Here is a 26,509-nt window from a genome sequence, read left to right as displayed (position 1 = left end):
CATGAAAACGGCTTTCAAGCAGAGCAGCCACAAGGCTTCGACTGCTGTTGCCCAATGGTTCGACCGTTATCGTCCGGTTGACAAAGCGAAGCATTGGCTGTGGGTCCTTGTTCGCGGTGTTATTATTTTCGGTATCTGCTTTATTATTTTGTACCCGATTTTGTTGAAGCTCTCGCTGGCCTTCAGAGATCGGCTCGATCTGTACGATTCCACCGTCGTCTGGATTCCGAGAAACTTCACGCTGGATAATGTGAAGACGATAATCGGGTATCTGGATTATTTTACTGCGGTGTCCAATACTTTTCTGCTCAGTATCGGTACGGCAGTGCTTCAGCTTATATCTTGCGCGCTCGCGGGGTATGGATTTGCCAGGCTGAAATTTAAGGGGAGCGGCATTTTGTTTGCGATTGTGATCTTTACGATCGTAGTGCCGCCGCAAACTTTGATGGTTCCGACTTATTTGCATTTTCGGTTTTTCGATGTGTTCGGCTTGTATGAGCTGTTTACCGGCAATAAAGGAATGAACTTGCTCGAGAGCTTCTGGCCGTTCTTTATTTCGTCAGCGCTGGCGATGGGATTGAAGAACGGGTTGTATATATTTATATTCCGTCAATTTTTCCGCGCGCTGCCGAAAGATCTGGAAGAAGCCGCGTATGTTGACGGAGCCGGAGTGTTCAAGACATTCGCCCGGGTGATGCTGCCGAATGCGGTCCCGGCGATTGCGACGGTTATGCTGTTTTCGTTCGTATGGCAATGGAATGACAGCTATTTCGTCACTCTGTACATGCACAACTCCACCTTGTTGTCCAGAATGCTTGACTTGCTGCCCGGCATCGTCAGGCCGGAGCATGTAGGAGGTGTGTCCCATACGTCCTTGCTGCTGAATACGGGTATTTTGCTCGGGATTGCGCCGATCTTTATTTTATATTTATTCGCGCAAAAATATTTCGTGGAGAGTGTGGAGCGTACGGGGCTTGTCGGATAGGCGCAGGAGACAAACGATGAAGAAAGACGAATTTTTGAATTTTATCCGCAAGGAGTGGTGATTCCGTGTTTCGTTTTGCTGTGATGTCGGATATTCATATCCAGTTTTGGGATGCAGAATCGCATAGGCGGTTGCATGCCGCGCTCGAAGATTATGCCGGTCTGCCGGAACCGCCCGAGCTGATCATCGTGAACGGCGATCTTACGGATGGGCGCAGCGAGGATTATGAAACATTGCTGTCCTTGCTTGCCGACCATGCCCGTTTGCCCGTCTGGGTAACGATGGGGAACCATGAGTATTACCGGATGTGGTACAGGAAGGGAGAACATTACGAATGGCATAAGTCTACGTTTCCGAACGGGTGGTCCTCGGAAGCGGCGGTTCGCCAATTCACCCGTTATTTCAACTTGCCAAAGCCGTACTACGATCGCTGGTTCGGACCTTACCATTTTATATTTCTGGCCGGGGAGCAGTATCAGGATGCGAACCGGGAGTTTGGAGAACACGCCTGGCTTTCCGACGAACAGTTTGAATTTTTGAACGATGCGTTGCGACAGAACGATAACAAGCACACGGCCGGGGATTCTGCGCCCGATAAGCCGCCTGTGTTTGTCTTTTTGCATCAACCTCTGGAAGATGTCGTTCAGCGGGAGCGGCTGCAGGATATCTTGTCCGCCCATCCTGAAGTCATTCTGTTTTCCGGTCATACGCATTATGAACTGCAAAGTCCCGGGATTTACCGAAATGTCGGTTTCGCTCATATCGAAAGCTCCTCGATTCGCCAGCCGTGGAGCCCAACAACGAAAGGGCCGATCCCCGGCACAATCAGTGAAAGTTTGCTGGTTGCCGCCAAGCCGGATCGCGTAGTGATCAGGGGACGCCGGCATGATGAGCAAAGGTGGGTCGATGCGGTCCATATCGTACGCGAACGGCCGTGGAGGTATTGATGGATTTTCCAGTTATAATCATTTTTATCGACATAGGAGCGACTCTTCCAGAAACCGAGCTTAAGCATGTGGAGTGTACACAAATACTGGTATGACGGGCAATGGGATACGGCAGATTTTATCGAGTTTGCCGCTTTCGACGAGAGCTTTGGCGGCTGATCTTCCAATCCGGCAGTAGCTGTAATAAAATGAGGAACGGTAGGAATTTGACCTCATTCCATTGGAGGATCGTCGACAAAGATGAAGAAGCCCAGAATTACAGAAATTCAACACTTGCGTTCGCTGGCCTTTCTAGCCGTTGTGCTGCAGCATACGATTGGTCATTATGCCTACGAACCGGATGTGAACTTGGCCGACGGCGTCGCGCTTGCTTTGCTGTTGCTTGCTGTCAAATTTGCCGTGCCGTTATTCGTTTTTATTACGGGCCTGGTCCTTTTTTACAATTATGAGGGTCCGCTGCGCTACATAGACTTTATGGCCAAACGTTTTAAAGATATTGTCGTCCCTTATCTGGTCTGGAGCGCTGTCTATTATGCCGTCTCCTGGAGCTGGAATAAGGACGTGATGACGGAGATCATCGAGTTCTTGAGGCTTGCGGTAACGGGGAAAGCCTCCTATCACCTCTGGTATGTCATCATGATCCTGCAGTTCTATCTATTCTTCCCAGTGTTACGCCGTGCTGTCCTCGCCTTGCAAAGGAAGCTTGACACCCGGGCGCGGACTTATGCGGCTTTGCTTGTTATGGCCGGCTTATACGTCTATCTCATGACGCTGGTTTGGCCCATTAACCTGGCTGCCGAGCAATGGAACATTCCGGTCATCACACCAATGTTCACGGAATATGCCGATCGCAATGGTTTGTATTTCATTTATTATTTCTTGCTGGGAGCAGTGGCCGGGATAGCGCTTCATTCCTGGAAAAGCTGGATCAAACGATACCGGGTGCCGATTAATCTTTTTTTCATCGCCATGTTTTGTTACTTCGCTTATCGGGTCATTTCCGGCTTTCAGCTTGAGCCGGTTTTCCAGATCCACTTTAACGATCTGTTCCTGCTTCGTCCGGTGATGGCCGTTTATTTGATAGCATCGATTATGGTCATGTATGGACTCACGATGCGGTTGACCGAGCGGATTGATGCAGGAACTAACCGATGGTTGAATGTCATCGGGCGTTATTCCTACGGGGCTTATCTGGTGCATGCCTTAATGCTGAAAGGAGCCGTCCCCCTTGCGGATTGGCTGCTGGACGGTATGAATGTCACCTTGCGCACTATGCTTGCTTTTGTACTGTGCTCAGCCATGTCGGTAGTCGTAACGATGCTCTTGTCTAGAACGCCGATCGGCAAAGCGGTTACGGGGATTGGAGCATCCCGGCGGACTTCGCGGCAATCTGCAGCCTAAGCGCTGCTCGGTATCCTTCCTGAGTCATTCTTTAAGGGCTGATTCTGCTGGGAAAAGCGGGTGGTGCCTGGCGAAGGAAAGTTGGACAGAAAAGTAAAAACAGCAGCAGAAGCTTCTTCGCTCCTGCTGCTTTTGTCATGAGAAATTGTGTGCGTTAAATCGCCCAGTTTCCTTTGCGGAAGATAGCCTCGACCGAGCCGTCCTTATGAATCCCGTCAATATCCATCTCTGCGGAGCCGATCATAAAGTCGACGTGAGTGATGCTGATGTTCAGGCCGTTCTGCGCGAGTTCCTCCTGCGACATCGTTTTGCCGCCTTCCAGATTGAAGGCATAGGCGCTGCCAATGGCCAGATGATTAGAGGCATTCTCATCAAACAGCGTGTTGTAGAACAGAACGTTCGATTGCGAAATGGGGGATTCATGCGGTACGAGCGCCACTTCTCCCAAATAATGCGAGCCTTCGTCCGTATCGATAAGCTGCTGCAGGATTTCCTGCCCTTGCTCCGCTTCCACCCTCACAATGCGTCCGTTCTCGAAGGTCAGCTTGAAATTGTCGATCAGATTGCCCCCGTAGCTAAGCGGTTTGGTGCTGGAAACATAGCCGTTGACCCCGGTTTTGAGCGGCGCGCTGAAGACCTCTTCCGTCGGCATATTGGCCATGAACTCGACATTCTGCTCATTCGTGCTGCTGGCGCCGACCCACAGATGCTTCTCCGGGAGTTCTATCGTCAAGTCTGTTCCCGGCGCTCTATAATGAAGCTTATGGAAATGCTTGCTGTTCAGGATATCGACTTTTTTATGTAATGTAGCATTATGCTCTTCCCATGCCTTCAGCGGATCGTCCGTGTTCAGGCGCACCGACTCGAAAATCGCTTCCCACAGTTGACTAACCGCTTCTTCCGCGCTGACGTTCGGGAAGACTTTAGAAGCCCAATCCCGGGTGGAGGCTGCCACAACGGTCCAGCTCACTTTATCCGACTGGATAAACTGCCGGAATCGTTCCAGCGCTTTCCCTGAAGCTTTCTGATAATTGGCGATGCGTTTCGGATCAATTCCTTTGAGCAGATCGGGATTCGGAGAGATGATGGAGATGAAGGCGGCTTTTTGGTCCAGCAAATCATTTCTTTTGGCCACTTCCCATTCGGGAAAATGCGTGAACACCTCGTCTGCGGCCTTTTCGTACTTAAGCCGGGACAACCCTTCATCGTTCCAATCGACAAGGACATTGTGGGCCCCTGCATCGTAAGCCTTGCTGGCTACAAGCCGAACCAGCTCCGTCATCTCCGTTGAACCAGACACGCAGACGGTCTGCCCTGGCTGCACGTTGACACCGACTTTTACGATCAATTCCGCATACCGCTCTAATTTTTGCCTGAAATCAGTCATGGTAAGCCTCCTTGTAAAATAATCCTTCCAATCCTTATTGTACCCCATTTGTGAAAGGTGTTCACTTCCGATTTCCATCCGGCTAACCGATGCTCAAACTGGCTTAAACGAGTTTCACTTTCCCCGGTGCTTGGCTTTAGCCTTCTGCCGGGCGATCTCCCGCTTATATTCTTTAAGCTGTTCCTTCTGTTCCCGGGTAAAGGTTTTTCTCTCTTTCTTCCTCTTCTCGTATTCCAATTGAATAGCCTGATGGGCGGCAGAAGCCACTCCCGGTTTATTCATCTCCCGGGCCGCCATTCGCGCGATCCGCTTCGGATTGATGGCTCGCCTTTCGGTGAAACCGACAGATACTTCCTGAGACAGTTGCCTGCAGAAACCCAGCAAATGGTTGTTTACGAAATCGAGAATTTCCTGATCCTTGGGCTCGCTTCCGAACAAGTACCTTCCGGCCTTTAGTTTTCCACCGTCGTTAAGCTCAATAACTCCTACCCAAAATTGGCCGTCATGATAAACCGTCAATTTCATATAAACTCCCCTCTCTTAATGCAGAGAGTGAAGGACATCCCGAGGGGGGAAGGTTACTGACACGGGCACGGGAAGAACCGCCGTGCGTCCGGACTACCAACCGGAGCTGTGTTTCTACACTCTCACGATAAATTATGGGGAAATCAATTGAGGATGTCAATCGGGACGGTGCCTCCGAAGTGATGCCAGTGGAATGGTGATAAGATCGAGGGAACCCCAAGGGAATGGTTCGGAACGCACTTGATTCAATTCAAAAGAGGAAGATGTTAGAAGAAGGGGAGGTAGAGGGGCGACACTAGGAATTGACAATTCATAGACGTTATATGATAATGTCTATATTAACACAACATAATTCAAGGGTGTGTTTAGGCATGGATAGTGCAGATCGTTTTTGGAATGCAGCACCGGAGGAGTTTAAACGCGGATATGTTTGCGAGGGAGAGTATTATATATGTTTGCTCTGCGGTAAAGCGGTGGAGCATGGGATCGTATATCCGGATGCAGGGAATTTCTACGAAGCGGAGAAATATATGCGCCTTCATATCGAGAGAGAGCATCACTCCGTGTTCGAGTATTTGATTCGGCTGGATAAAAAATTGACGGGCCTTACGGAGCATCAGAACAGTCTCTTGCGGCTTTTTTACAAAGGAAAGAGCGATAAGGAAATACAGCAGGTGATGGGGATTGGCAGTGCTTCGACTATTCGGAATCACCGCTTTGCGCTTAAGGAGAAAGAGCGTCAGTCTAAAGTTTTTCTGACCTTGATGGAACTGCTCAAGGACAAGGACAAGCATGCTCCGACTTTCATTGACGTTCATAAAACGGCGACGATGGCAGATGATCGTTATAATATTACTTTGGAAGAGAAAGAGGCTATTTTACAGAAATATTTTCCGCGAGAAGCAGGGGGGCGCCTGACGACTTTTCACCTGAAGGAAAAACAAAAGCTAGTCGTACTGCGCGAGATCGCCAAACGGTTTACGAACGAACGAATCTATAGTGAGAGGGAAGTCAATGCCATTTTGCAGGAAGTTTATGACGACCACGTTACGTTAAGAAGGTACTTGATTGAATACGGATTTCTGGACAGAAAGCCGGACGGAAGCGAGTACTGGCTTGATAACGGCTCGGTTAACCAGATTAAAAAGGAGTAGGAAAAGATGGATCGCGAACGTAAAAAGCAGTTGGCAGAGCAATATAAAGAAATGAAAATCGAAGCGGGAGTCTATCAGATCAAAAATTGTCAAAACGGGAAACTGTTTATAGGCAGCACCCCAAATCTGAAGTCACTCAATGGCAAGCGGTTTGCGCTGAACAACGGGACTGACGTGAACAAGGAGCTGCAGAAGGAATGGACGGAATACGGGGAAGAAGCCTTCGAGCTTGAAGTGCTGGAGACTTTGAAGCCGAAAGATAACGTGTACTATGATACGAAGGATGAGCTAGCTAAGCTGGAAGAAAAGTGGATCGACAAGCTTCAGCCGTTCGGAGAGCGCGGATATCATGTCCCCAAAAGCTGACAGGTTCATAAGAGGACAGAAGAGGCTGTTCCATGAGTAGATTTTTCTGCTGATGGAACAGCTTTTTTTGTGATACATAATCCTGCGATGATAACTTTTGGCGAAGGCAGGACTGCCTACCCGGGGAGGAGTGAATGTGTAAACTAAAGGTTGGCGAAAGCGGGAGTTGGCAGCTTGAATCTGCGGATGCTTTGACCTGAACCAGATATGGGGGACGGGGAGGTAGCACCGACTTTAGTCCAGTCCAGGACTCAACCCGGGGCCATTCCGCAGGCGGAGATACGGGAGGTATACTTAGACAAAAAGCTTGGGAGGTCCATCTGTTCATGAGTAAGGAAGCCGTACTGCAGCTTCAGAATGTAACGAAAAAAATCGGGGGACGCCTCGTTGTAGATAATCTGTCGTTCGATATTCCCAGGGGGGAAGTGTTCGGATTCCTGGGGCCGAACGGCGCGGGCAAAACGACGACGATCCGGATGATTGTAGGCCTGATCTCGATGACCAGGGGCGAAGTGTTCGTTAATGGCATTTCCGTCCGTAAACATTTTGAATTGGCGATGACCCATATCGGGGCCATTGTGGAAAATCCCGAAATGTATAAATTTTTGACGGGCTATCAAAATTTGCTTCAATTCGCGAGAAGGCATTCCGGCGTCAGCAAGGAACGAATCCGCGAGGTAGTGGAGCTTGTCGGTCTGCAGCATCGTATTCACGAGAAGGTGAAGAGCTACTCTCTAGGGATGAGACAGCGGCTGGGGGTGGCTCAGGCGCTGCTGCATAAGCCCTCGGTGCTTATTCTGGACGAGCCGACGAATGGTCTGGATCCGGCGGGGATCCGTGAGCTGCGCGATTATTTGCGCCATCTGGCCCGTCAGGAGGACATCGCCGTCGTCGTGTCCTCCCATCTGTTGTCTGAGATGGAGCTGATGTGCGACAGAGTCGCCATTATTCAGGCAGGCAAATTAATCGATGTCCGCACGATGAGTGAATTGCAAGGTTCTGCTCAAAGGCAGCAGATTATTATCGATGTCGACGATCCGCAATTAACGAAGGACCTTCTGTCTGCAGCTATTCCAGTTGAGCTTATGTCCGTAAGGGATGGCCATTTGGAAATAGTGGTGGAACGGGAGAGAATTCCTGAAATAACAAGAGCGCTTGTCTATGCGGAAATTAATGTGTATGGGATTCGAGCGGCGCAGCGATCGTTGGAGGATCAATTTTTGGATATGACCAGGGGGGAGCCCATTGTCTAGCTTGTACAATTTAGTTCGTAATGAAAATATGAAAATCTATCGTCGTCCCCGCACATGGGCGATGATCGGGATTCTAATTCTGGCCCTTGCGTTAGTGGGAGGAATCATCCAGTGGGATGAAAGTAAAAGGGAGCCAAGCGCAGACTGGAAACAGGACATTGCCCGGCAAAATCAACATATTCAGAATAATCTGGAGAGCGAGGGGGCTAATTTCACTCCGGAGGACAAGCTGCGGGCAGAAAATGAAATCAAATTAAACAATTACTATTTGGAACAAAATTTAAATCCGCAGGAGCGTACTTTGTGGAATATGGTAGATATCTCTTCTTCGATGATTATTCTGGTCGCCATACTAACCGTTATTGTTGCGGCGGATATGATTGCCGCGGAATTTTCATGGGGGACCATTAAACTGCTGCTGGTCGGTCCAGCCTCCCGAACGAAAATTATGCTGAGCAAATATTTGGCGACGTTATGGTTCGCTGTCTTCCTGCTCGTCGTGTGCTTCCTTGCTGCTTTTGCGTTAGGAGCTGTTTTTGAAGGAATGGATGGACTCGATCGACCTTATGTGACGATCGGGGCCGACGGCAATGTCCAGGAAGGATCCATGTTGCTCCATATTTTGCAAACCTATGGCTACAAGGTTGTCGAGCTGATTATGTATGTAACGTTTGCTTTTATGGTCTCGGCTGCTTTTCGCAGCTCGTCTATGGCGATCGCCTTCTCTCTCTTGTTCATGCTTCTCGGCAACATGATTGTTCAAATGCTAAGCGGGTATGAGTGGGTCAAGTATATTCTGTTCGCCAATGTAGATTTAAGCCAATATGTGAGCGGCAGCCCGATTCGTCCGGAAATGACGATGCTGTTTTCTATCGGCATGCTGCTGGCCTACTATGTTCTGTTTCAATTTATTGCCTGGCTTCTGTTTACGAAGCGGGACGTAGCGGGCTGAACAGGCCACCCATGGCACAACGGGCTTCGGACGGCCATCCGAAGTCCGTTTGCTGTTGAGGCGGGGACTAGGAGTCTGTCCGATGAAACGATTTAAGGGAATACTATAAGAAGAGTGCCGCTATGCACAAGCCTGCAAAAGGGCATCTTTTTTGGGAGAACACTTGAGTTGTTGGGTTAAATCCTGCAATAGCACCAAAATTCATGTATTTTCGCAGGAAATTAGGTTCGCCCAACCGTCCAAGGGAGGAAAACCACCATGACCCCGCTAAGTCGGGCTGTCACAAAAACTTGCCTATCCACCATACTCTGGCAGTTAGCTACATCCGAACCGTTTTCTCCCCTACTGTTATTCCTCGTCTCTACTCCTTGGCAAGCCGAACGTTCGCCGCTTTGACATGGCAAGGGAGCTGCTCGTACAAGCCCATTTGTTCAATAATGGGATAGATGTCCCGCAGCGCAGCTTGATTCAACTGCCCGATCGTCGAATACTTCACCATATCCTTAGCCGTTATTCCGGAGAAGGCTTTGGCATACCCATTCGTAGGCAGCACGGCAGTAATTCCGATTCCATAATTGGCGGCGGAAAAGGGCGTAAAGCTGCCGATCAGAATTTCCCCCGCATTTGTAATCTTATCCATAGCATACTTCGTAAGCTTCTCTTCACAGACAATCATCAGATGCTCCGGAGCGAAGTCATTAATAAATTGACAAGCGCTATCCATATCCGGGAGGACGACAATGGCGCCCTTGCCTTCGGGACCGAACACTCGCTTCAAGAACGGCTGCCTCCTCTCGTCCACCTTCTCAATTTCTAGCCACAGTTGTGCTTCCACTTGTCGGGCCAGCCGGTCCGAGGGGGTGACGAGCAGCGAGGAGGAATCGGGACCGTGCTCTGCTTCATTGATCAAATCATTGGCCAGCGTTGCAGGGTCGGCCGATTCATCCGCCAGAATGACGCTTTCCGTCGGGCCAAGTCCGACCACGGTTCGCTTGCCAAACGCTAGAGCAACGCTCATGGCTGCGGCGATCCCCCCGGGCCCCGGTCCATAGATCCCGTCCACTTCCGGGATCGATTCCGTCCCCTGGGCTAATCCGGCAATGATGGACACTCCATTGCCCACTACGAATTGGTCGGCCCCCGCCAGCTTGGCTGCCGCTACGGTTCCCGGATCTCCCAAACCGTCCTGTAATGGCGGCATTCCTACGACGATACGGGGGACGCCGGCCACTTTGGCTGCAGTGACCAGCATAATGGAGGTAGACAGGAGAGGGCCTTTTCTGGCTGGTATCCAGATGCCTACGGATTCCAGCGGACTGATTTTTTCCCCGACGACGGTTCCGGGCCTTATTTCTTTTTTCCACGATTCGGGCATTAGTGCCAGATTCACTTCCCGGACATGCTGAATGGCTTGATCAATCGCCGTTCTTAGATCAGGAGTCAAGGAAGAGATGCAGTTCTCTATATAAGCTTCCGCCAGAACAAGATTATCCAGAACCACTTTATCAAAAGCTTGGGTCGCCTTTCGGATTCCCGCATCCTGATTCCTGCCAACGTCATCAAAAATGGAGTAAACGCCAGTCAGCACCTCCCGGTTGAAAAGCTCCTTGTGGGACTGAAAACGTTGGGCCAGAACCTCCCGGTCTTCCGGAAATCGATAAATATTGCTTGCCATGAACTATCCCTCCAATAGTTTACATAATGCTGATAATAAAGGTTGATCCATTAGGGGTTGGATGAACTGTCTTCTTGCGGACAACAAAAAAGAGCCATGCAGGATAAAAAATACCTACATGACTCTTGGGTCCGTAGGTACAACGCCAACAAGCGTTTGTCCCTACGGTCGTTATCCGCAAGACAAACGCCTACTTATGATGATGGTTATAATAATTAACAACAGATCGGATCACGCTATTCATTGTCAATCATCCCCCTAAATCGGTTGGATACATTATACGCGGAGGAGAGAAGGTTGTAAATGTTTATTATTCCGCAGCGAATGGGTTAGGATAAAAATGGTACTTTGCCATTAATACTTGTCATCGTTAATCGATCATTATATAATGTGCTTAATTCAGTTGCAGTTAATTAGTGCAATGATCTTAAATGGCGTTCCGTCCTGATTGACCTGGATAATAGCGATTCGGTTGTCCAAGCTTAGCTTGCAGCGATTAATTATCAATTTATAATAGATAGGAGAATGAAGCATGAGAGTAGATATTTGGTCGGATTATGTCTGCCCCTTTTGTTATATTGGCAAACGCCGTTTCGAAATGGCTCTGAATCAATTCCCGCATCGAGACCAGGTGCAGGTCGTTTATCGCAGCTTTCAGCTCGACCCAAATACCCCCCGGGATGTGGAAGGGGATATGCATCAGGTTCTGGCCGATAAATATGGAATGTCCCGCGAGAAAGCCAAAGCCATGAACGAGCAAGTAGCGGAGCAGGCCAGGGGAGTGGGGCTGGATTATCATTTTGATACGATGCTTCCCACCAACACGCGGGATGCGCATCGCTTAACTCATTATGCGAAGCAGCATGGCAAGATGAGCGAAATGACGGAACGGCTGCTGCACGCTTATTTTACCGAGTCGCTGCACATTGGCGATCATCCTACGCTGGCGAAGCTGGCCGCTGAAGTTGGTCTGAATGCCGATGAGGCGACGGCTATGCTGTCGGGAGACGAATACGCTGTTAATGCGAGACAAGATCAGGAAGAGGCGGCTCGACTAGGAGTAAGCGGAGTTCCTTTTTTCGTCTTTAATAACAAATATGCCGTTTCGGGAGCGCAATCGAGCGAATCGTTCGCGCAAGTGCTGAACCAAGTATGGGAAGAAGAGCAGGCCGCTCCGGTTCTGAAAATGGTACAGGATGCAACCGATTCAGCGTCAGATGACGGCTGCTCGGACGGATCGTGCAGTGTGCCCAAATAATGAACTCAAGCTTAATTGAGTTCAATAAAGAATGGATGGGAGTGAAACGATGAAGATTAGTCGCATAGACCAGATCACGAAGCCCCGCTTCAGGATTGCCGTCCATGTGCTGGCGTGGCTTTCTCACAGCGGGGGAGTGCTTTCCAGCTCTGCCATCGCCGGTCAAGTGAATTCCCACGCCACTTTTCTTCGCAGAATTCTAGCGCTGTTGTCCCGCTCAGAAATTGTTGAAGCGAAAGAAGGGCGGGATGGGGGCTATTTTTTAATAATTCCTCCGGAACAAATTACGCTGGCCGATATATACCTCGCTATTGAAGATGAGCGGGAATCGGATAATAAGGATGATCTGGATTGCGGCGAGGCGGGAAGGCAGCTGGATCTCAAGCTGGAAGCGTTGATGGCCAAAGCGGAACAACAGCTAATTGACTATTTAAGCCAGTTCACCTTGTCGGATGTCATGGCAGAAATAGATTTTGATAAGTCATTGCCGGAATAGCTTACGGAAGCACGAGTCTGGACTCTTTCTCCGTTTAAGTCCATACTAATCATTCATTACCCGTTGGCAGTTCCCGGGATGTCCGGTAAGTCAAAGTGCTGTAATGCCCCTGGAAGGAGCACTCCCATCACATCGTCCACATCATAATATCGGGAATTCACCCAATTCTCCATCCTTTCAGGAGCAGCAATCAGCTCCGCAGTCCGGATACGATTGTCGATGGCTTGGGCCAACTGCACATAAAGGCCGGGTACTCCATTGGCGTACCATTGGATATTCTCGGCTGCGATATAGGGCAGGGAAGAGGCCAATTCCAAAGCCCGCAATATATCGTAAATACGGATAGCAGCCAAGCTATCGTTCAGCCACAGAAGATCGGTAGCCAGCTTATAAATCGTGCCGAAGCGTTCTTCGATGCCGTGCTGGTTTATGGGATGAGGCTGAAGAGCGCCCGTTCCCGTAACGTCGAGAACGAGTATGGCCCGGCCGTCACTGCATTGCTGCCGAATCCAAGTCAAGTGAGGTCGCAGACACTGAGTTCCGCCATTCCATACGGCGATTGTAAGCGGGGTTGGTAGCGTTGCTGCGGCTGTGAAGGATTTAAATAGCAAACCATGGTTATATAAATCTTCTTGGCTCCTCCAGATGATCGACTGCACATCCAAATCGTTCCACCGGCCTACATTGACAAAGCGCGGGTTCAGATCACACGGCTTTCGTTCGTAATATACTTGTTCCCGAAGCCAGGATACGGCTTTGTTCCATGAAGCTTCGGACAAAGGTTGTCGCTGCTTTTTATATTCAGACAGGACGTCAACGTTCTCGTCATACGTGGTGCGGGATTGAGCGAAGTCTCCCCGGACTTGGCCGCTGGTTGTGCACCAAAGCCGGGAAGGCTCCAACGGATCGACTTGCCCCTGAGACGAAGAATCGGCTCCGAGCAAATGGCGGGCAAAGAAAACGGCAGCCGATTTGGCTAAGTTTTCCGTGTAGCTATGAACGGAAGCGTCCTCCACCAGCTGAAGCTTATCAGAATGACCGTACATTTCCCAGAAGCGCCGCACACGGTCAACGGTTTCGCGTGTTCCTTCAATAGGGAAGAAGTCGTATTGAACAGCCAATACCTGGACGGGCTTGGGAGCCATCGCAAGCAAAATATCTTCGTGATCGATTCCCTGGGCAGTCAAGCCGGGCCATATTTGTTCTGCGTCCTGGGCTTGGCCGGACCATAGATACGAACGGCGGTTCATAATAAAAGTAGCCGGTGCCGCTGCGGCGAGCCGAGGCTCGCAAATCATCGCCATTCCGGCCTGGAGGCCCCCTCCGGAATTCCCCGTAATCCCTATTCGATCCCCGTCAACCTCCGGGCGGGTACCTAAATAATCGACGGCCCGGATAATGTCGTGAACAAAGTAACGCGCGATCGATTGACCGAGCAGCCAGCATGGTTTGCCCGCATAATCGTGCTCACATGTCCCTGGGGGAATGCTGACCGCTTGAGCTGCAGCATCGTAATAGCTGAATCTTTCGCCTTGACCGACCGGATCGATCGCTAGCACAATCAGTCCGGCGCGGACCAGATGCTGGCAAACCATCTGATAGTTCGGATTATGCTTCGCATCACTATGGTGACCACAGACGAACAAGACCGCCGCGCTGGGAGTGGAAAGTCCATCGGGGATATACAGGTTGCTAGTCACATAAACCTGCGGCCGGGATTGGAAAATGATTTTTTCAATTCGAAATCCGTCAAATGAAACGGTACCGGTCAATTGAGGCTCCAGGGGGGGATCGTGGGAGGGGAGTCCTCCCAATGCAGCGATAAATTGGTTGCGGACCCAAGCGCGTCGTTCCTCCAGTTGTCGGGGAGTTTGGATGGCGTCTCGCGCCCGGTCTCCTTCTGCAAACGCCTTCATCGATCGCCGATAGACATGCTGCTTCAACTGATCCTTGACGTCGTGCAGCCCTACAGTGAAGCTTTCCAGATCGGATATTTTCAAAATAGCCTCCTCCTCTAAACCAATAATTAAATAAAATAGAAATCGATTTCTTTTATTTTATTATATCACAGCATGAACCTAATAAAAGGGAAAGATGGTAGCTCCCCCTTTCTCATTTCTTCTTAATTATCGCCGCTGCGCTATCGAACACGTACTCATCGTTAGCCAGACGGCTTTGTACCGTTTTTACCCAAACCTCTGTATCGGCTAAAGTCGACACATTAACCCCGTACCAAGTCTCTATATCCTCACGCTTGATCTGGTAGGCTTCTCCAATAAAGTTAGCGTGAATTTCTTCCAAATTATCGATTAGAGCAAAGGCGGCCGTTGCATTGTAGATCAAGGAACGTTGAACCAGCGTACTGCCTATATCTGACACTACCCCATTGTAGTTGATCTCGGCCGCTAATGTATCCGGTAACAGCTCAAACGTCATTCCAACATGGTTTAAGGGCAGGTTATTAAAAAGATTAGAGAGATTAGAAGCGTTGCCCATATATTGGTTTTTGTATTTTAATACATCCTCAAAGTGATGGGTCAGGGGATCCTGCTGGTCCGCTTGTTTTTGCTGCTCATTTGAAGCGTTCTGGAATAGTCCGGTCCCTTTCACTACGGCAAGCAGGACAAGTGCTACAACAAGCAAGCCTACGATGAGAACGGTCCTTTTATTAAAATTGGCGTTCATGATCTGCGTAAAGGATACTCGCGACTTGAGTCGTGAGAGGAATTTACGCCCTTCACTCATTAGTCACGCCCCTTACTCCTCCTCTTTTGATTCTTATTTCTGAATTTCCGCTTCAAACAGGAACATATGTTTGATATAGTGAAATGTGTAGGATACAGCCTAGCTGATCATATTAACACGAAGCAAGGTGACTTGAGTTGAAGATCACTTTAACCGCCAAAGTGAAGATCTTGCCCACTCCTGAACAAATCGATTTGTTACGACAGACTTTACGAGCTTATCGTCTGGCAAGTGATTACCTGTCCAAGCTTGTATTTGAAGAGAAAATTCTCTCCAAGACGAAGCTGCATCAGTTGATGTATCGAGAGTTGCGTTCTACCTTTTCCTTGCGATCTCAAATGGCCCAATCGGTCATGCGAACGGTGATTGCTCGGTACAAGTCATTAGTCGGCAACGGCCACCCCTGGACATTCGTTCGGTTCAAGAAACCGGAGCTCGACCTCGTTTGGCGTCGAGATTACTCGCTTACGCAACGGATGTTTTCCATCAATACCCTGCATGGCCGCATCAAGGTGGCTTATGAAACGAAAGGCATGGAAACGTATTTGGATGGATCCTGGTCCTTCGGGACCGCCAAGTTGGTCCACAAGCGAGGGAAGTTCTTCTTACACCTTTCAATGACCAAAGAAGTGGAAGAAGTCTCGGATCCATCTTTGAATCAAGTGGTTGGATTAGACATGGGCGTCCATTTTATCGCGACCAGCTATGACTCCCAAGGTCAATGTACGTTCTTTCACGGTAGACCCATTAAGAATAAGCGCTCGAAGTACAAGCATTTGCGAAAGCAACTGCAGCAACTGGGGACAGCCTCCGCTCGCCGTAAGTTAAAGCGAATCGGGGGACGAGAAAACCGCTGGATGACAGATATCAATCATCGGATATCCAAGGCACTCGTCCACCGATATGGGGCCCATACGTTGTTTGTATTGGAAGACTTAACGGGCATTCGAAACCGTACAGAACGGGTTCGGGTCCAGGATCGTTATGAAACCGTTTCTTGGTCCTTCTATCAGCTGCGCCAGATGATCACGTATAAGGCCATCCTCCATGGAGCCAAAGTGATCGCGGTTGATCCCCGTTACACCTCACAAGCCTGCCCCAAATGTGAGCATACAGAGAGAGCCAATCGGGATAAGAAGAGGCACCGCTTCTGTTGTCAGAAGTGCGGGTATCGCTCGAATGATGATCGCATTGGCGCTATGAATCTTCAGCGCATTGGAATCCAGTACATCGCTGAAGTGGCTGTGTAGGTATACCTATGCAGTCGGGCAGCAGTCAACCTGCCTATGGTAACGCCACCCCAAGGAAGGAGGCTAACCGCCGCACTCACTTCCGGGCAGTTACAAGCTCGTGACTTGAGTCATGAGTTGTTGACGAGTCACTTCCTGTTCTTGTGTACAAGTTCTGAAAATGTTTGTCGATATAAGCTCGGATTCGATTATAGCATTTCTGACACAGCAGTGCATATTTATCTAAAGTAGATACCGGTATAACCGTTACATTTTTGTATCAAATCGTGGTATTGCTTCTGCTAATGTATCTGGTAACGCTACGAATAATAATTACTCTAACTAACTACATCAGCCTGTAGAGTGAGCTCTACAGGCTGATTTTCTTTAACAAATACTGCGATCAATTATTTGTCTTGAATAAAACTTGAAAATTGTTATTCTTGTATGTCAAAATCAAAGTGATTTCTGAATTCCTACCGTCTTGTTAGTAAGAGATAACTCATACTTGTATAATTGAAAGTGAATAATAATGCAAAAAAGTGAAAGGTTTTCTTCTTTTTTAGTGGTAGCACTGGGAGTAATATTGTTGGCCTGTGTGGGAGTAGCCAGTGCCTCCGAATTAACTAATAAATCTTTAAGCGAAATGACAAGTAAACCCGTTCAAGAGGTATTGCGAAATCCTGAGGAAGCTGCAGAAAGTATTATTAATGACTATTTTACTGCAATAATGGAAAAGAGAGGTGCGAATGGGATCCCTTTGATGGGGTTCAGAATTGTTGGGGTTGATAGTTCCGATCTTGACGATATTAAAGTGACTGTTACACTTTAAATATCAAGATTTTGATGAATGACCTCCTGTTAGTTACTCTGTAATTAGTGTGGATGATAACTATCGAGTACAAAAACAGGTTTATGTTATGGATGGTGATCCAGATTCACCAAATAAGGGAATTGTACAATGTAGTAAAAATTTTGCTACTGAACGGAAGGGTTTGGTAGCAACTGGAAGCTAATCAAATCTGCTGAACCATATTACGACTAATCCGTAATATGGTTTTTCTTTTTGGGAAGGGAAGGAGTAGCAGAATGGCGATGCGAATTAATTAAATAACAAATGGTTTACGAATATCATGCAGTCAAATAATATTTTTTATATTTTCATGTCCAAAAAGTGCGCCTCGGAGCATCAAACTTATTATGTGCCGTAAGGAGGGGAGGATGACGAAAGCAACGGACTTAAGCAAAAGGGAAATCGGGCTGGCCGAAAGAGCGCGCGAAGGAGATGCGGAAGCATTCGGGGAACTGGTCCGGCTGCATCGGGAAAGAGCCCTCGGGATAGCCAAGCGGATTGTCCGGGATGGACAAAAAGCGGAAGATGTCGTACAGGAAGCGCTGATCCAAGCTTTTAAACATATCGATCGGTTGGCGGACGTGGAGAGATTTGCTCCATGGCTTTCCCGTATCGTACGCAATGAAGCGCTAATGAATGTGCGCGAGACGACTCGGCTTTCACGAGAAATGGTATTCAGCGGCCTGGAAAATGGCAGGGGTAAGGGCGATAAGAAGGGGAATGGAACGATTACTGCTGGAGTCGGCCAAAAATTGGATCGTATGCTTTACCAACTCTCTAGGAATGCGGAGAGGCGTTCCGGTTTTGCAGCGGATGATCCGGAGCGGGTCTGGCTGCAGCGGGAATTTCTGGCCGCTATTCATCGAATGCTGCACGGTCTGTCCGCTAGAGAGCGCGAGGTGTTTGAAGCGTATGTGTTTCAGCAGCTTGCGCCCCAAGAGATTGCCGAAGCCTTGGGGATGAGCGAAGGCAGCGTATATAAAGCCATCTCCCGCTCCCGGCATAAGGTCAAGGAGGCTAGGGTGCGGGAATATTTGCGCGACCGCGTGGATGCTGCATCCCATGGGTCTGCTCGCCAAGCGAGCATGCTTCTGCCTCTTTGCTGGAAGGCTGAAGAATGGAAAGTCGCGGAAAATTCTTTTGCCGTGTGTGTCTTCCATTATTTAAGGCATGCCGGTTGCCGGAATCTATCGATTTCCGATGTCATGGGCTTTACGGGACAGGCATTTCGATTAAGCTTGGAAACGGCCCGAATTGGAGTATCCGGACCGGCCATGTATTTCTGGGAGCCGATTTTTGCCGAAGGGCTCGCGAATCTCGGTCTGTCTGTTCAGCACATCGGGGATGGCGGGGTTGCCCCCACCGCGTACATGCTGGGAGAGGCCGTCACGTTAGCCAGAAATGAAATTGCGGCCGGACGGGCCGTTATCGCGTGGGACCTGTTTGCGCCGAAATTCGGTTTATTATTCGGCTATGATGATGATCGCCAACAATTAACTGGGGACGACGGGGGCGGGACACGCAAGCTCGCTTATGATTGTCTGGGGAATGGCACGGATGGAGGCTTATTCGTTCTGGCCATGGAGCCCAAGAGCAAGTCTTGGCATCTATCGCCTGAACGAGGGCTAATGGGGACGATAGCGATGGTGGAAGCGCATGCTTACGGGGAATTAACTTTTCCCGGCTACGCCAATGGAATGGCGGCGTACGAGGCTTGGATCACAGCTTTCCGCAATGGAACGGTTGACCCACTGGGGAATAGCTATACGATCTTGGTTGCCGCGGATGCCAGAAAGCATGCCGTTCATTTTATAAGAAAATGGTCGGCAGGTTGGAAGGGGGAGAAGGAGCGCCTAGCGTTTGAAGCGGAGGGGCATTACTACGAAGCGGCGGAAGGCTTTGCTCATCTGGCTGCGCGATTTCCGTTTCCATCCGGGGGAACACCTCAGGAACCGTCCGAAGCCAAGAAAGCGATAGATTTGTTACTAACCATACAAGCAAGCGAAGAGGCGGGATTGGCCGCGTTAAAACGCCTGTCCCGATGTTTGCAGCTGGAAGAGGAGGAGAAAGAACGATGATGAAAAAACAAATGGCCGCTCAGCCGGTGATCGACGATTCAATTTGGATAAACGTTTATCAGGATGGCCAGCCTGTTGATCGGCTCATCGCCCATCCGGATAGTCAACCCATCAGCCTCCCGGAGGGGATGCAATTTACGGATTCGTTTGGTGTGTATAGCGCTCTAACAGAACGGCACTATCGGACTCCGCTTTCCATTGAGGCAACCTTGATGACGGATAGCACCAATATGGTGCTGGTCTATGAAAAAGGGCAAGTCATTCTCAATTGGGATCGTCGCGAGGATCTTCTCCACGTCCGACACCCGGTCACGGGGGAAGCTTTTAACGTACCCGGGCTTGGAAGCGTGCCAACGAGCCGCTGGCATCAAGTGGAGTGGGTGATCGCGGAGGACGTCATGCGCTTACTCGTTAACGGCGAGGAGCGATTTGTTCTGCCGGGAAACTATCGCGGGCTGCAAGGTCCAATCGGCGTTCGCACCGGTTGGCAGGCGAACCTGCGGGTAGGCACACTAGCGGTAACAGAGTTTCGGCCAGCCGAGCCACGACCCGATGAAACGGGTGGGCAAATGAAGGACAAGGCTCTCGTTCTTCCGGGATATCGCCCCGTTCCGCATGATTATTCTTGGATCGGTTGCTTGATGGGGGCCATGCAATTCTATAATCGCTATATAGACGAGTCGGATTGGCTGGCTACGACAGGGCTGGCTTTCGCCCCTGTGGAGGTTGCGAGAAGCGAGGAGGATATAGACCTTTTGCGTTTATCCGATCCAATTAAACTGCTGGGGGTTGAAGTAAGGGAAGCGGACAAGGAAAGGATATCGGATCTGCTTGCGGAAGGGGTTCCGCTAATGGGCCGCTTGCAGGGACAGCGTGAGTTTATGGCCATAACCGGATGTATGGGGCCGTCTCTTAGGATAGAAAGCGTCGAAAGAGGCGGAATGACGTTGCGTATGGACGAGCTGAGTGAGGGAGGAGAAGAGCCCGAAATCTATTCGATTCACCTTGTCGATGGCGAGGAGGGGCGAAATGGAGAGAACAGTCGTAAACGAATGGAATCGGCTTTTCGGTGGGCGGCAGAAGCGGGTGGAGCAAGCGCTCATGCCTATGCCGAGTGGCTTGAGGTCATCATGGAGCCGGATGCCAATCCTGCTCAGCATGCCCAGATAGCCACCAAATGGCGGAAGGCTCGTGAACACGCCGCGCGTTATTTGGAGCGAGCCATGGATCACGCCGGCCCTTCCAGCATGGAAGGACTGAGGGAAGGAAGCCGCGTATACCAAAGTATAGCGGCTGCTCTCCGAGAGGCAGAAGGGACCATCGCGGCGGCGGTTGCCGAGCGGCCCTCCGGCCACCAGCAGCCTTTGGCCGAGGAGGGATGGCGCAGGAAGGCCGCCGAAGCGATCCGTCGAGCAGCCGAAGTGGAGCGCTCCGCCCTGGAAGTAATGCGGCAACTGGCAGATGGGCTCGGTCCGCGGACTTTGCTTAAAGGGCTTCGTTACCATGGAATCAGCTGTATGTCCCCATTCAATACGTATCGCGGAATAACGGATTATTACGGAATTTCTTGCTCCGACGCATGGCTGAGGGGGGTAACGGGAAGACCTTTTCTCTTTGCTATGCATGAACGGATTAACGTTCATGACTTTTGCATACCGATGCCGGAGAGACGCTTCATTGAGCTCTTCGGCAACATTGGCCTGGACATCGATGGCGTAGACGGTGCCTCCCAAGGTGATTCGTACCGCGCCTTGCTTCGCCAAGCGTGGGATGCAGCAAGGAAGGCCATCGATGCCGGTTGGGCCTGTTTTGGCCGTTCCGTTGACTTCCTGAGAGGTGAGTATTCGCTCATTCACGGCTATGACCGGGATGGCTATTACACAAGCTCATGGCATGGACCGATGGAGCGGGCGATCCCCTGGGAGATGTATGGACTCGGGCAGTGCCCTTGTGAGCCGTGTACTGCCCGGCGAGTGAACTTCCAGGACGAAGGGCCCGTTCGGACGTTGTGCCGTTGCGATGCGTGTCAACGGAATCAGCAGAAGGGCGCTATGCTTACTCCACAGGAGGAAGGGGAGGTAAGGCTATATTGGGCAAAGCCCAGGCCGGCCCCCAGTGACCGCCTTGTGGTGCGGGAAGCCCTTCAACTAGCCGTAGAGTTTGCCGATCCGGCAGGCAAATGGGCTCAACCGGAAGTTTACACCGGGTCAGAGGCATATGACGTTCTTATCCATGCATTGGACAAAGGGTTGTACGACGGCTGGTATTTAGGGCTTCATGCTAATGCTTGGCAGGAGCTGCGGTGCTTCGGCTGGGAATTTCTGATCGAGGCCAAGGAGAGGTTTAATGACCCAGCATTAAGTTCTGCTTTCGATACGGCCATAGGTTATGCGGAGAAGCTTAAGGCGGCGTTCGTCAAGCTGAACGAAATGTTTCCATGGATGCAGCCCTTCGGTCCGATTCCGGACGCCGAACGCCGTTACGCCGCCGCCGATCTAATGCGCAGCGCTAAACAGGCTGAGATGGGTGCCATTCAAGCTTATCGTACCCTCGTAGAGCTTTTATGATCGTGTGCATGTTTGAATAATATAAAAAAACTGGAAGGGGACTCCCCCTTCCAGTTTTTACAAGGCGACGTGCTTGCTTCATCGTGATATTCACTCGTCGCTTTTTCAATAGGCAAATAAAAATAAGTACTTAATCTTGCAGATTTAGTGCTCGGATCACCATGGTGGCCGCTTCTGCTCTTGTAGCTTGACCCTGTGGCTGGATCGTATTATCCGGGTAGCCATCCATAATCCCGTGGGCTATGGAGGCTTCAATTGCTTTTATAGCCCATATAGAGATATCAGAGTGATCCTTATAGGGGTTAGTCAGCTCTTTAGGCTGTAAGTTAAACGCTCGGACGATCATAGACGCTATTTGTTCCCGAGTAATCGCATCATCCGGTCCAAACTCGGCCTCACTATAGCCGCCGACAATCCCTTGGGAATAGGCGGCAGCGATTTCTTTTTGTGCCCAATGGTTAGCGGTGTCCGTAAATATTTTCCCGTCTGTAAGCTCTAAACCAAGTGCAGGCACAAGGATGGAAACAAATTCAGCTCTCGTTATCTTATGATCGGGGCGGAAGGTTTGATCGGGATAGCCCTTAATGATTCCTTGATGGACAAGCTGGATAATGTCTTTTTCTGCCCAATGATCTTTGATATCCATAAGGACGGCCGTTTGTTGATCTTTGCCTGCGTCGGTTGGCTCTCCTGACTCCTGTTCATGGTTTATAAATAGCGCAATTAAGCCCAGCTTCTCCCATTCGCCCGTCAGGCTCCGTTCGGCTTCGTTGATGGTCAGGTTGTCGATGACTAGCCATTCCTCAGTCGACTCGGCCCAGTAGTATAATGCACTTTTTTGAACCGAATCGAGAGAGAGTTCATCAGGAATACTTAGTGTTACGTAGAACGGTTTCTGCCAAGTAATTTCTTTGCTGGGGCTTAATTTATAGGCTTCGTCCAGGAATTCCAAATTTGCGGAATTTTTGGGCAGCTCCGTCTCTGTAACTTTTTCTAAAGTTAGGGTGAAATCTTCAGAAATGGACTTGGGTAAAACTTTGATGGTTAGCTCCCCAAGTTCCAACACTCCGCCATCAGCTTTTGTTATCTTTTTGGACACGGAAGCACCTGGTGACATGACAGAGGCGAAACCGCCTGCCCAGCCTGGGCCTGATCCCGAACCCGAATTGGAACCGGAAGGTGGATCTTTTCTTTTATCCTCATATGCAATAAAGGTTGTGAAATGCTTCGTCCAGATTATTAAATCTTTGCCCACATCAATCTTTGCTTCTTCGTCCTCGGGGATTTCCTGAATAGCCGCATCCAGATGATCTGCTGATAAAACTCTCTCGATAGGCTTGAATTCCCCTCGCTTCAGGTAACCCGCTTTTCTTCCTCCTTGTCCAGGAATAACAAGTCTGACCGGCTGGTCGAAATAGAGATCTAAATCATCAAATCCGACTTCAATAATCGCATGAATAGAAGGAGCTTCACTAACCGTGAGACTATGGTTTGGTCGGATTGTAGGTAAAGGCAAGCTTCCATCCCAATCGGCGGAGCCTTTAATTAACGTTCCTTTAGGAATTAGTAAATTGACTTGACCCAGAGAAGTTTGCATCTCTACCTTAATTAAAGGCGAGGTGGCTACTTTCAGCTCTGCATTAATTTGTTGAACCGGAAACTGAAGTTTAACGTCTTCTGCCTGCTGAGATACCGCCAAGGTAAAGTCATCCTGTCCAACTTGGATTGATTGCTTTGGATGTTCGACCGCGATCTTTCTTTCGAGCACGATAACCTGAGCTGTGGCCCACTCTGTCTTATCGGAGGAATGAACAGTAATAATCGCCGTTCCGGCCCCTGTTGCTTGCACTAACCCTTCTCTGCTTACTTGGACAACATTCTCGTCACTGCTTGACCATATTAAAGTTTGGAAGGTCGCATTAGCGGGATAGATAGTTGCTTGCAATGCCACAGGAGGATCTCCTGTAGTTAAAACCAATTCTTCAGGTTGTAAAACCACCTCTGTGATAGGAATTATTTCAGGTAATATTAGCGAAAAATCCTTGCCATATAATTGTTCATAATAGGCAGCTGTAGGTGTATAGTCCTTGACCGGGTTGCCGCGCAGATAGAGACTTCTTAAATTTGTCAGGTTGCTTAAAGGGCTTATATCCTCAATATGGTTATGGCTTAAGTTTAGAGAATTTAGATAAGGCAGTGCGGATAATGGCGTAATATCTTCAATCTTATTATTTTGGAAAGAAAGGGATCTAAGATTCTTAAGGTTTCTTAAAACGCTTATATCTACTAGCTGGCCATCCGTAAAGCTAAGGTATTCTAGTTTTGTAAGCCCTTGAATAGGACTGATATCTTCTATTTTTGTCGAATGAGTAGTTAAATTCCTTAAATCTGAAAAATATTGAATTCCCGTAATGTTCGTTATCTCTCTCTCAAAAATATATAAATCAGTCAGCCCATGCACATCACTTACTAGAATATCTCCCTCTGGTTTATTTATGACCTCTCGCACGGTTTGCTCAAAGTATGGATCTGGGAAGGAGATAGCAATATTCTCGTCTTCACTTAATACTTTTAATGAAAAATCCTTGCCATATAATTGTTCATAATAGGCAGCTGTAGGTGTATAGTCCTTGACCGAGTTGCCACGCAGATAGAGACTTCTTAAATTTGTCAGGTTGCTTAAAGGGCTTATATCCTCAATATGGTTATAGCTTAAGTTTAGAAAATTTAGATAAGGCAGTCCGGATAATGGCGTAATATCTTCAATCTTATTATTTTGGAAAGAAAGGGATCTAAGATTCTTAAGGTTTCTTAAAACGCTTATATCTACTAGCTGGCCATCCGTAAAGCTAAGGTATTCTAGTTTTGTAAGCCCTTGAATAGGACTGATATCTTCTATTTTTGTCGAATGAGTAGTTAAATTCCTTAAATCTGAAAAATATTGAATTCCCGTAATGTTCGTTATCTCTCTCTCAAAAATATATAAATCAGTCAGCCCATGCACATCACTTACTAGAATATCTCCCTCTGGTTTATTTATGACCTCTCGCACGGTTTGCTCAAAGTATGGATCTGGGAAGGAGATAGCAATATTCTCGTCTTCACTTAATACTTTTAATGAAAAATCCTTGCCATATAATTGTTCATAATAGGCAGCTGTAGGCGTATAGTCCTTGACCGAGTTGCCACGCAGATAGAGACTTCTTAAATTTGTCAGATTGCTTAAAGGGCTTATATCCTCAATATGGTTATAGCTTAAGTTTAGAGAATTTAGATAAGGCAGTCCGGATAATGACGAAATATCTTCAATCATATTATTTTGGAAAGAAAGGGATCTAAGATTTTTAAGGTTTTCTAAAGAACTAATATCCTCTAGCTCACCATCCGTAAAACTAAGCGACTCCAATTTTGTAAGCTCTCGAATAGGACTTATATCTTTTACTTTTGTCCACGACATACTTAAATTCTTCAAGTCTGCAAAATATTGAATTCCCTCTATGCTCTTGAGTTCTTCTCCATGTACGCCAAAATCAGTGAGTCCATGAACATAACTTACTAGGATATCTCCTTCTGGTTTGTTTATAGCCTGTCGTACGGCTTGCTCGAAGTACGGATCGGGAAAGGAGATGGCATGATCTTCTTTATGTTGGGGCAAAACGAAATCTTTACCAATTAATCGATTATAATATGGTTGGGTAGGTGAATAATCGGTTACCTGATTTCCAGACAAATATAGTTCTTGCAGCTGGGTTAATTTGGATAGTGGGGTAATATCCTTGATGTAGTTATCTTGTAAATAAAGTGAGATTAGAGAAGAAAGTGAGGCTAGCGGGGTAAGGTCATGAATGTTGTTATCTTTTAGCTCTAATCGTGTTAAAGATTTTAAAGAAGACAATAGAGTAATATCTTCAATATGATTGTAATTCAGCTTTAAAACGCTAAGGTTCTCCAAGTATTGGATTCCTTCTAAATTAGAAATATATCCGTTATAGATTTCTAATTCTTCGATGCTTAACGCCTCGTCGACCAGAATGTCTCCATCCTGCTTATTTAGCTTGTCTCTAACGGCAAGCTCCAGATTTCGATCAGGAAAATGAATCGTTTGATAAATCGTTTGATAAACATTTGCAGTAACACTTTGTTCAGAAACGATCTCTTCGGGTGCTGTAGTTGTCGAGTCGACAATAAGGTTCTCTGGATTTGACGAAATAGCATAGGATACACCAGAATAACATAGCAGCAATGATAGACTTAATACAAATGCTAAGCTCTTTCTCAGTCTTTCCACTTTTCTCCTCCTATTTACCAACCTATACCTGACGTACGATTAAGTATAGGAAGGAAGTACTAGAAATACCATACATGGAATATATTGCATCGTCAACAAATTTGCTGTATTTTGCCGAACAATGTAAAAGAAGTTCTTAGGTTAAAGAGAGTGGCTCTAAATCTAAATACCAATTGACAGGAATTATCTTCCAGTATATACTTTCACCATTCACTAAAATTTTATAAACTAAAACGCAAGGATAGGGAGTATTAAGGAATAACTGTTGTCCAGAGAGCTGTCGAATTAGTGTAAGACAGTCAATAGTTTCCCCAACTCGCCCTTGAGCGGTAAGATCGAAGGGTTGTAGA

19 protein-coding genes and 1 other annotated feature (1 of these 20 running past the window's edge) are annotated in these 26,509 nt (G+C 48.3%); of the genes, 13 read left to right on the top strand and 6 right to left on the bottom strand.

Annotated elements, in window-relative coordinates:
- Position 1 precedes the first annotated feature (1 nt).
- The 3 genes from KJS69_RS18240 (at position 2) to KJS69_RS18230 (ending at position 3,333) form a co-directional block, all read left to right on the top strand.
- Positions 2-985 (top strand): carbohydrate ABC transporter permease, encoded by a 984-nt coding sequence (locus KJS69_RS18240; protein ID WP_213585222.1) that lies wholly within the window; start codon positions 2-4, stop codon positions 983-985.
- 65 nt (positions 986-1,050) lie between these two features.
- Positions 1,051-1,932, top strand: coding sequence for a metallophosphoesterase family protein (locus KJS69_RS18235; RefSeq protein ID WP_249730584.1), 882 nt, complete (start codon positions 1,051-1,053; stop codon positions 1,930-1,932).
- Positions 1,933-2,172: 240 nt separating this feature from the next.
- Positions 2,173-3,333, top strand: coding sequence for an acyltransferase (locus KJS69_RS18230; RefSeq protein WP_213585221.1), 1,161 nt, complete (start codon positions 2,173-2,175; stop codon positions 3,331-3,333).
- A 154-nt stretch (positions 3,334-3,487) separates the two neighbouring features.
- Here the strand turns inward: KJS69_RS18230 and KJS69_RS18225 are convergent, their stop codons facing one another.
- Positions 3,488-4,720: an aminopeptidase gene (locus KJS69_RS18225; RefSeq protein WP_213585220.1), complete on the bottom strand. Its 1,233-nt coding sequence runs from the start codon at positions 4,718-4,720 to the stop codon at positions 3,488-3,490.
- Positions 4,721-4,834: 114 nt separating this feature from the next.
- Entirely contained in the window at positions 4,835-5,245 is a 411-nt protein-coding gene (locus tag KJS69_RS18220; protein WP_213585219.1) for a YjdF family protein, read from the bottom strand.
- Between the two features lie 371 nt (positions 5,246-5,616).
- Here KJS69_RS18220 and KJS69_RS18215 point away from each other — a divergent pair, with 371 nt between their 5' ends.
- The 4 genes from KJS69_RS18215 to KJS69_RS18200 all read left to right on the top strand — a co-directional run bounded on the left by KJS69_RS18215 (position 5,617) and on the right by KJS69_RS18200 (position 8,970).
- Positions 5,617-6,399 carry a DUF2087 domain-containing protein gene (locus KJS69_RS18215; RefSeq protein ID WP_213585218.1) on the top strand — a complete coding sequence of 261 codons (783 nt, stop codon included), beginning with the start codon at positions 5,617-5,619 and terminating at the stop codon, positions 6,397-6,399.
- 6 nt (positions 6,400-6,405) lie between these two features.
- A complete protein-coding gene (locus KJS69_RS18210; protein WP_213585217.1) occupies positions 6,406-6,765 on the top strand; it encodes a GIY-YIG nuclease family protein in 360 nt (119 codons plus the stop codon).
- Between the two features lie 326 nt (positions 6,766-7,091).
- Positions 7,092-8,018, top strand: a complete 927-nt coding sequence (locus KJS69_RS18205; RefSeq protein ID WP_213585216.1) for an ABC transporter ATP-binding protein — start codon at positions 7,092-7,094, stop codon at positions 8,016-8,018.
- The gene (locus KJS69_RS18200; protein WP_213585215.1) at positions 8,011-8,970 is read left to right on the top strand and encodes an ABC transporter permease; all 960 of its coding nucleotides are present in this window, start codon (positions 8,011-8,013) and stop codon (positions 8,968-8,970) included. Before KJS69_RS18205 ends, KJS69_RS18200 begins: the two co-directional genes overlap by 8 nt.
- 361 nt (positions 8,971-9,331) lie before the next feature.
- Here the strand turns inward: KJS69_RS18200 and hisD are convergent, their stop codons facing one another.
- Positions 9,332-10,645, bottom strand: coding sequence for a histidinol dehydrogenase (gene hisD, locus KJS69_RS18195; protein WP_213585214.1), 1,314 nt, complete (start codon positions 10,643-10,645; stop codon positions 9,332-9,334).
- A 532-nt stretch (positions 10,646-11,177) separates the two neighbouring features.
- On the opposite strand from hisD, the gene KJS69_RS18190 reads away from it, so the two are divergent.
- Both KJS69_RS18190 and KJS69_RS18185 read left to right on the top strand, forming a co-directional pair.
- Positions 11,178-11,903 carry a DsbA family oxidoreductase gene (locus tag KJS69_RS18190; protein ID WP_213585213.1) on the top strand — a complete coding sequence of 242 codons (726 nt, stop codon included), beginning with the start codon at positions 11,178-11,180 and terminating at the stop codon, positions 11,901-11,903.
- Positions 11,904-11,952: 49 nt separating this feature from the next.
- Entirely contained in the window at positions 11,953-12,399 is a 447-nt protein-coding gene (locus KJS69_RS18185) for an Rrf2 family transcriptional regulator (RefSeq protein WP_213585212.1), read from the top strand.
- Between the two features lie 56 nt (positions 12,400-12,455).
- On the opposite strand, the gene KJS69_RS18180 is transcribed toward KJS69_RS18185, so the two are convergent.
- Together KJS69_RS18180 and KJS69_RS18175 are read right to left on the bottom strand one after the other, a co-directional pair.
- Complete coding sequence (locus KJS69_RS18180; protein WP_213585211.1) at positions 12,456-14,399, bottom strand: alpha/beta hydrolase family protein; 1,944 nt, start codon at positions 14,397-14,399, stop codon at positions 12,456-12,458.
- Positions 14,400-14,511: 112 nt separating this feature from the next.
- Positions 14,512-15,144 carry a DUF4825 domain-containing protein gene (locus KJS69_RS18175; RefSeq protein ID WP_213585210.1) on the bottom strand — a complete coding sequence of 211 codons (633 nt, stop codon included), beginning with the start codon at positions 15,142-15,144 and terminating at the stop codon, positions 14,512-14,514.
- Between the two features lie 137 nt (positions 15,145-15,281).
- Here KJS69_RS18175 and KJS69_RS18170 point away from each other — a divergent pair, with 137 nt between their 5' ends.
- The 4 genes from KJS69_RS18170 (at position 15,282) to KJS69_RS18155 (ending at position 21,871) form a co-directional block, all read left to right on the top strand.
- Entirely contained in the window at positions 15,282-16,394 is a 1,113-nt protein-coding gene (locus tag KJS69_RS18170) for an RNA-guided endonuclease InsQ/TnpB family protein (RefSeq protein ID WP_213585209.1), read from the top strand.
- Between the two features lie 511 nt (positions 16,395-16,905).
- Entirely contained in the window at positions 16,906-17,205 is a 300-nt protein-coding gene (locus KJS69_RS18165; protein ID WP_213585208.1) for a hypothetical protein, read from the top strand.
- Positions 17,206-17,594: 389 nt separating this feature from the next.
- Positions 17,595-19,304 (top strand): RNA polymerase sigma factor, encoded by a 1,710-nt coding sequence (locus KJS69_RS18160; protein ID WP_213585207.1) that lies wholly within the window; start codon positions 17,595-17,597, stop codon positions 19,302-19,304.
- Complete coding sequence (locus KJS69_RS18155) at positions 19,301-21,871, top strand: hypothetical protein (protein ID WP_213585206.1); 2,571 nt, start codon at positions 19,301-19,303, stop codon at positions 21,869-21,871. The genes KJS69_RS18160 and KJS69_RS18155 overlap by 4 nt, the downstream gene beginning before the upstream one ends.
- 130 nt (positions 21,872-22,001) lie before the next feature.
- On the opposite strand, the gene KJS69_RS18150 is transcribed toward KJS69_RS18155, so the two are convergent.
- Positions 22,002-26,159 (bottom strand): leucine-rich repeat domain-containing protein, encoded by a 4,158-nt coding sequence (locus KJS69_RS18150; RefSeq protein WP_213585205.1) that lies wholly within the window; start codon positions 26,157-26,159, stop codon positions 22,002-22,004.
- A gap of 229 nt (positions 26,160-26,388) precedes the next feature.
- Positions 26,389-26,509: a binding site (T-box leader), on the top strand; it runs 102 nt beyond the window's last position.

The organism is Paenibacillus sp. J2TS4 (assembly GCF_018403245.1).
In the GTDB taxonomy this organism is placed as follows: domain Bacteria; phylum Bacillota; class Bacilli; order Paenibacillales; family NBRC-103111; genus Paenibacillus_L.
The sequence above is the reverse complement of the archived record's forward strand: the minus strand, read 5'-3'. Positions and strand labels throughout refer to the sequence as shown.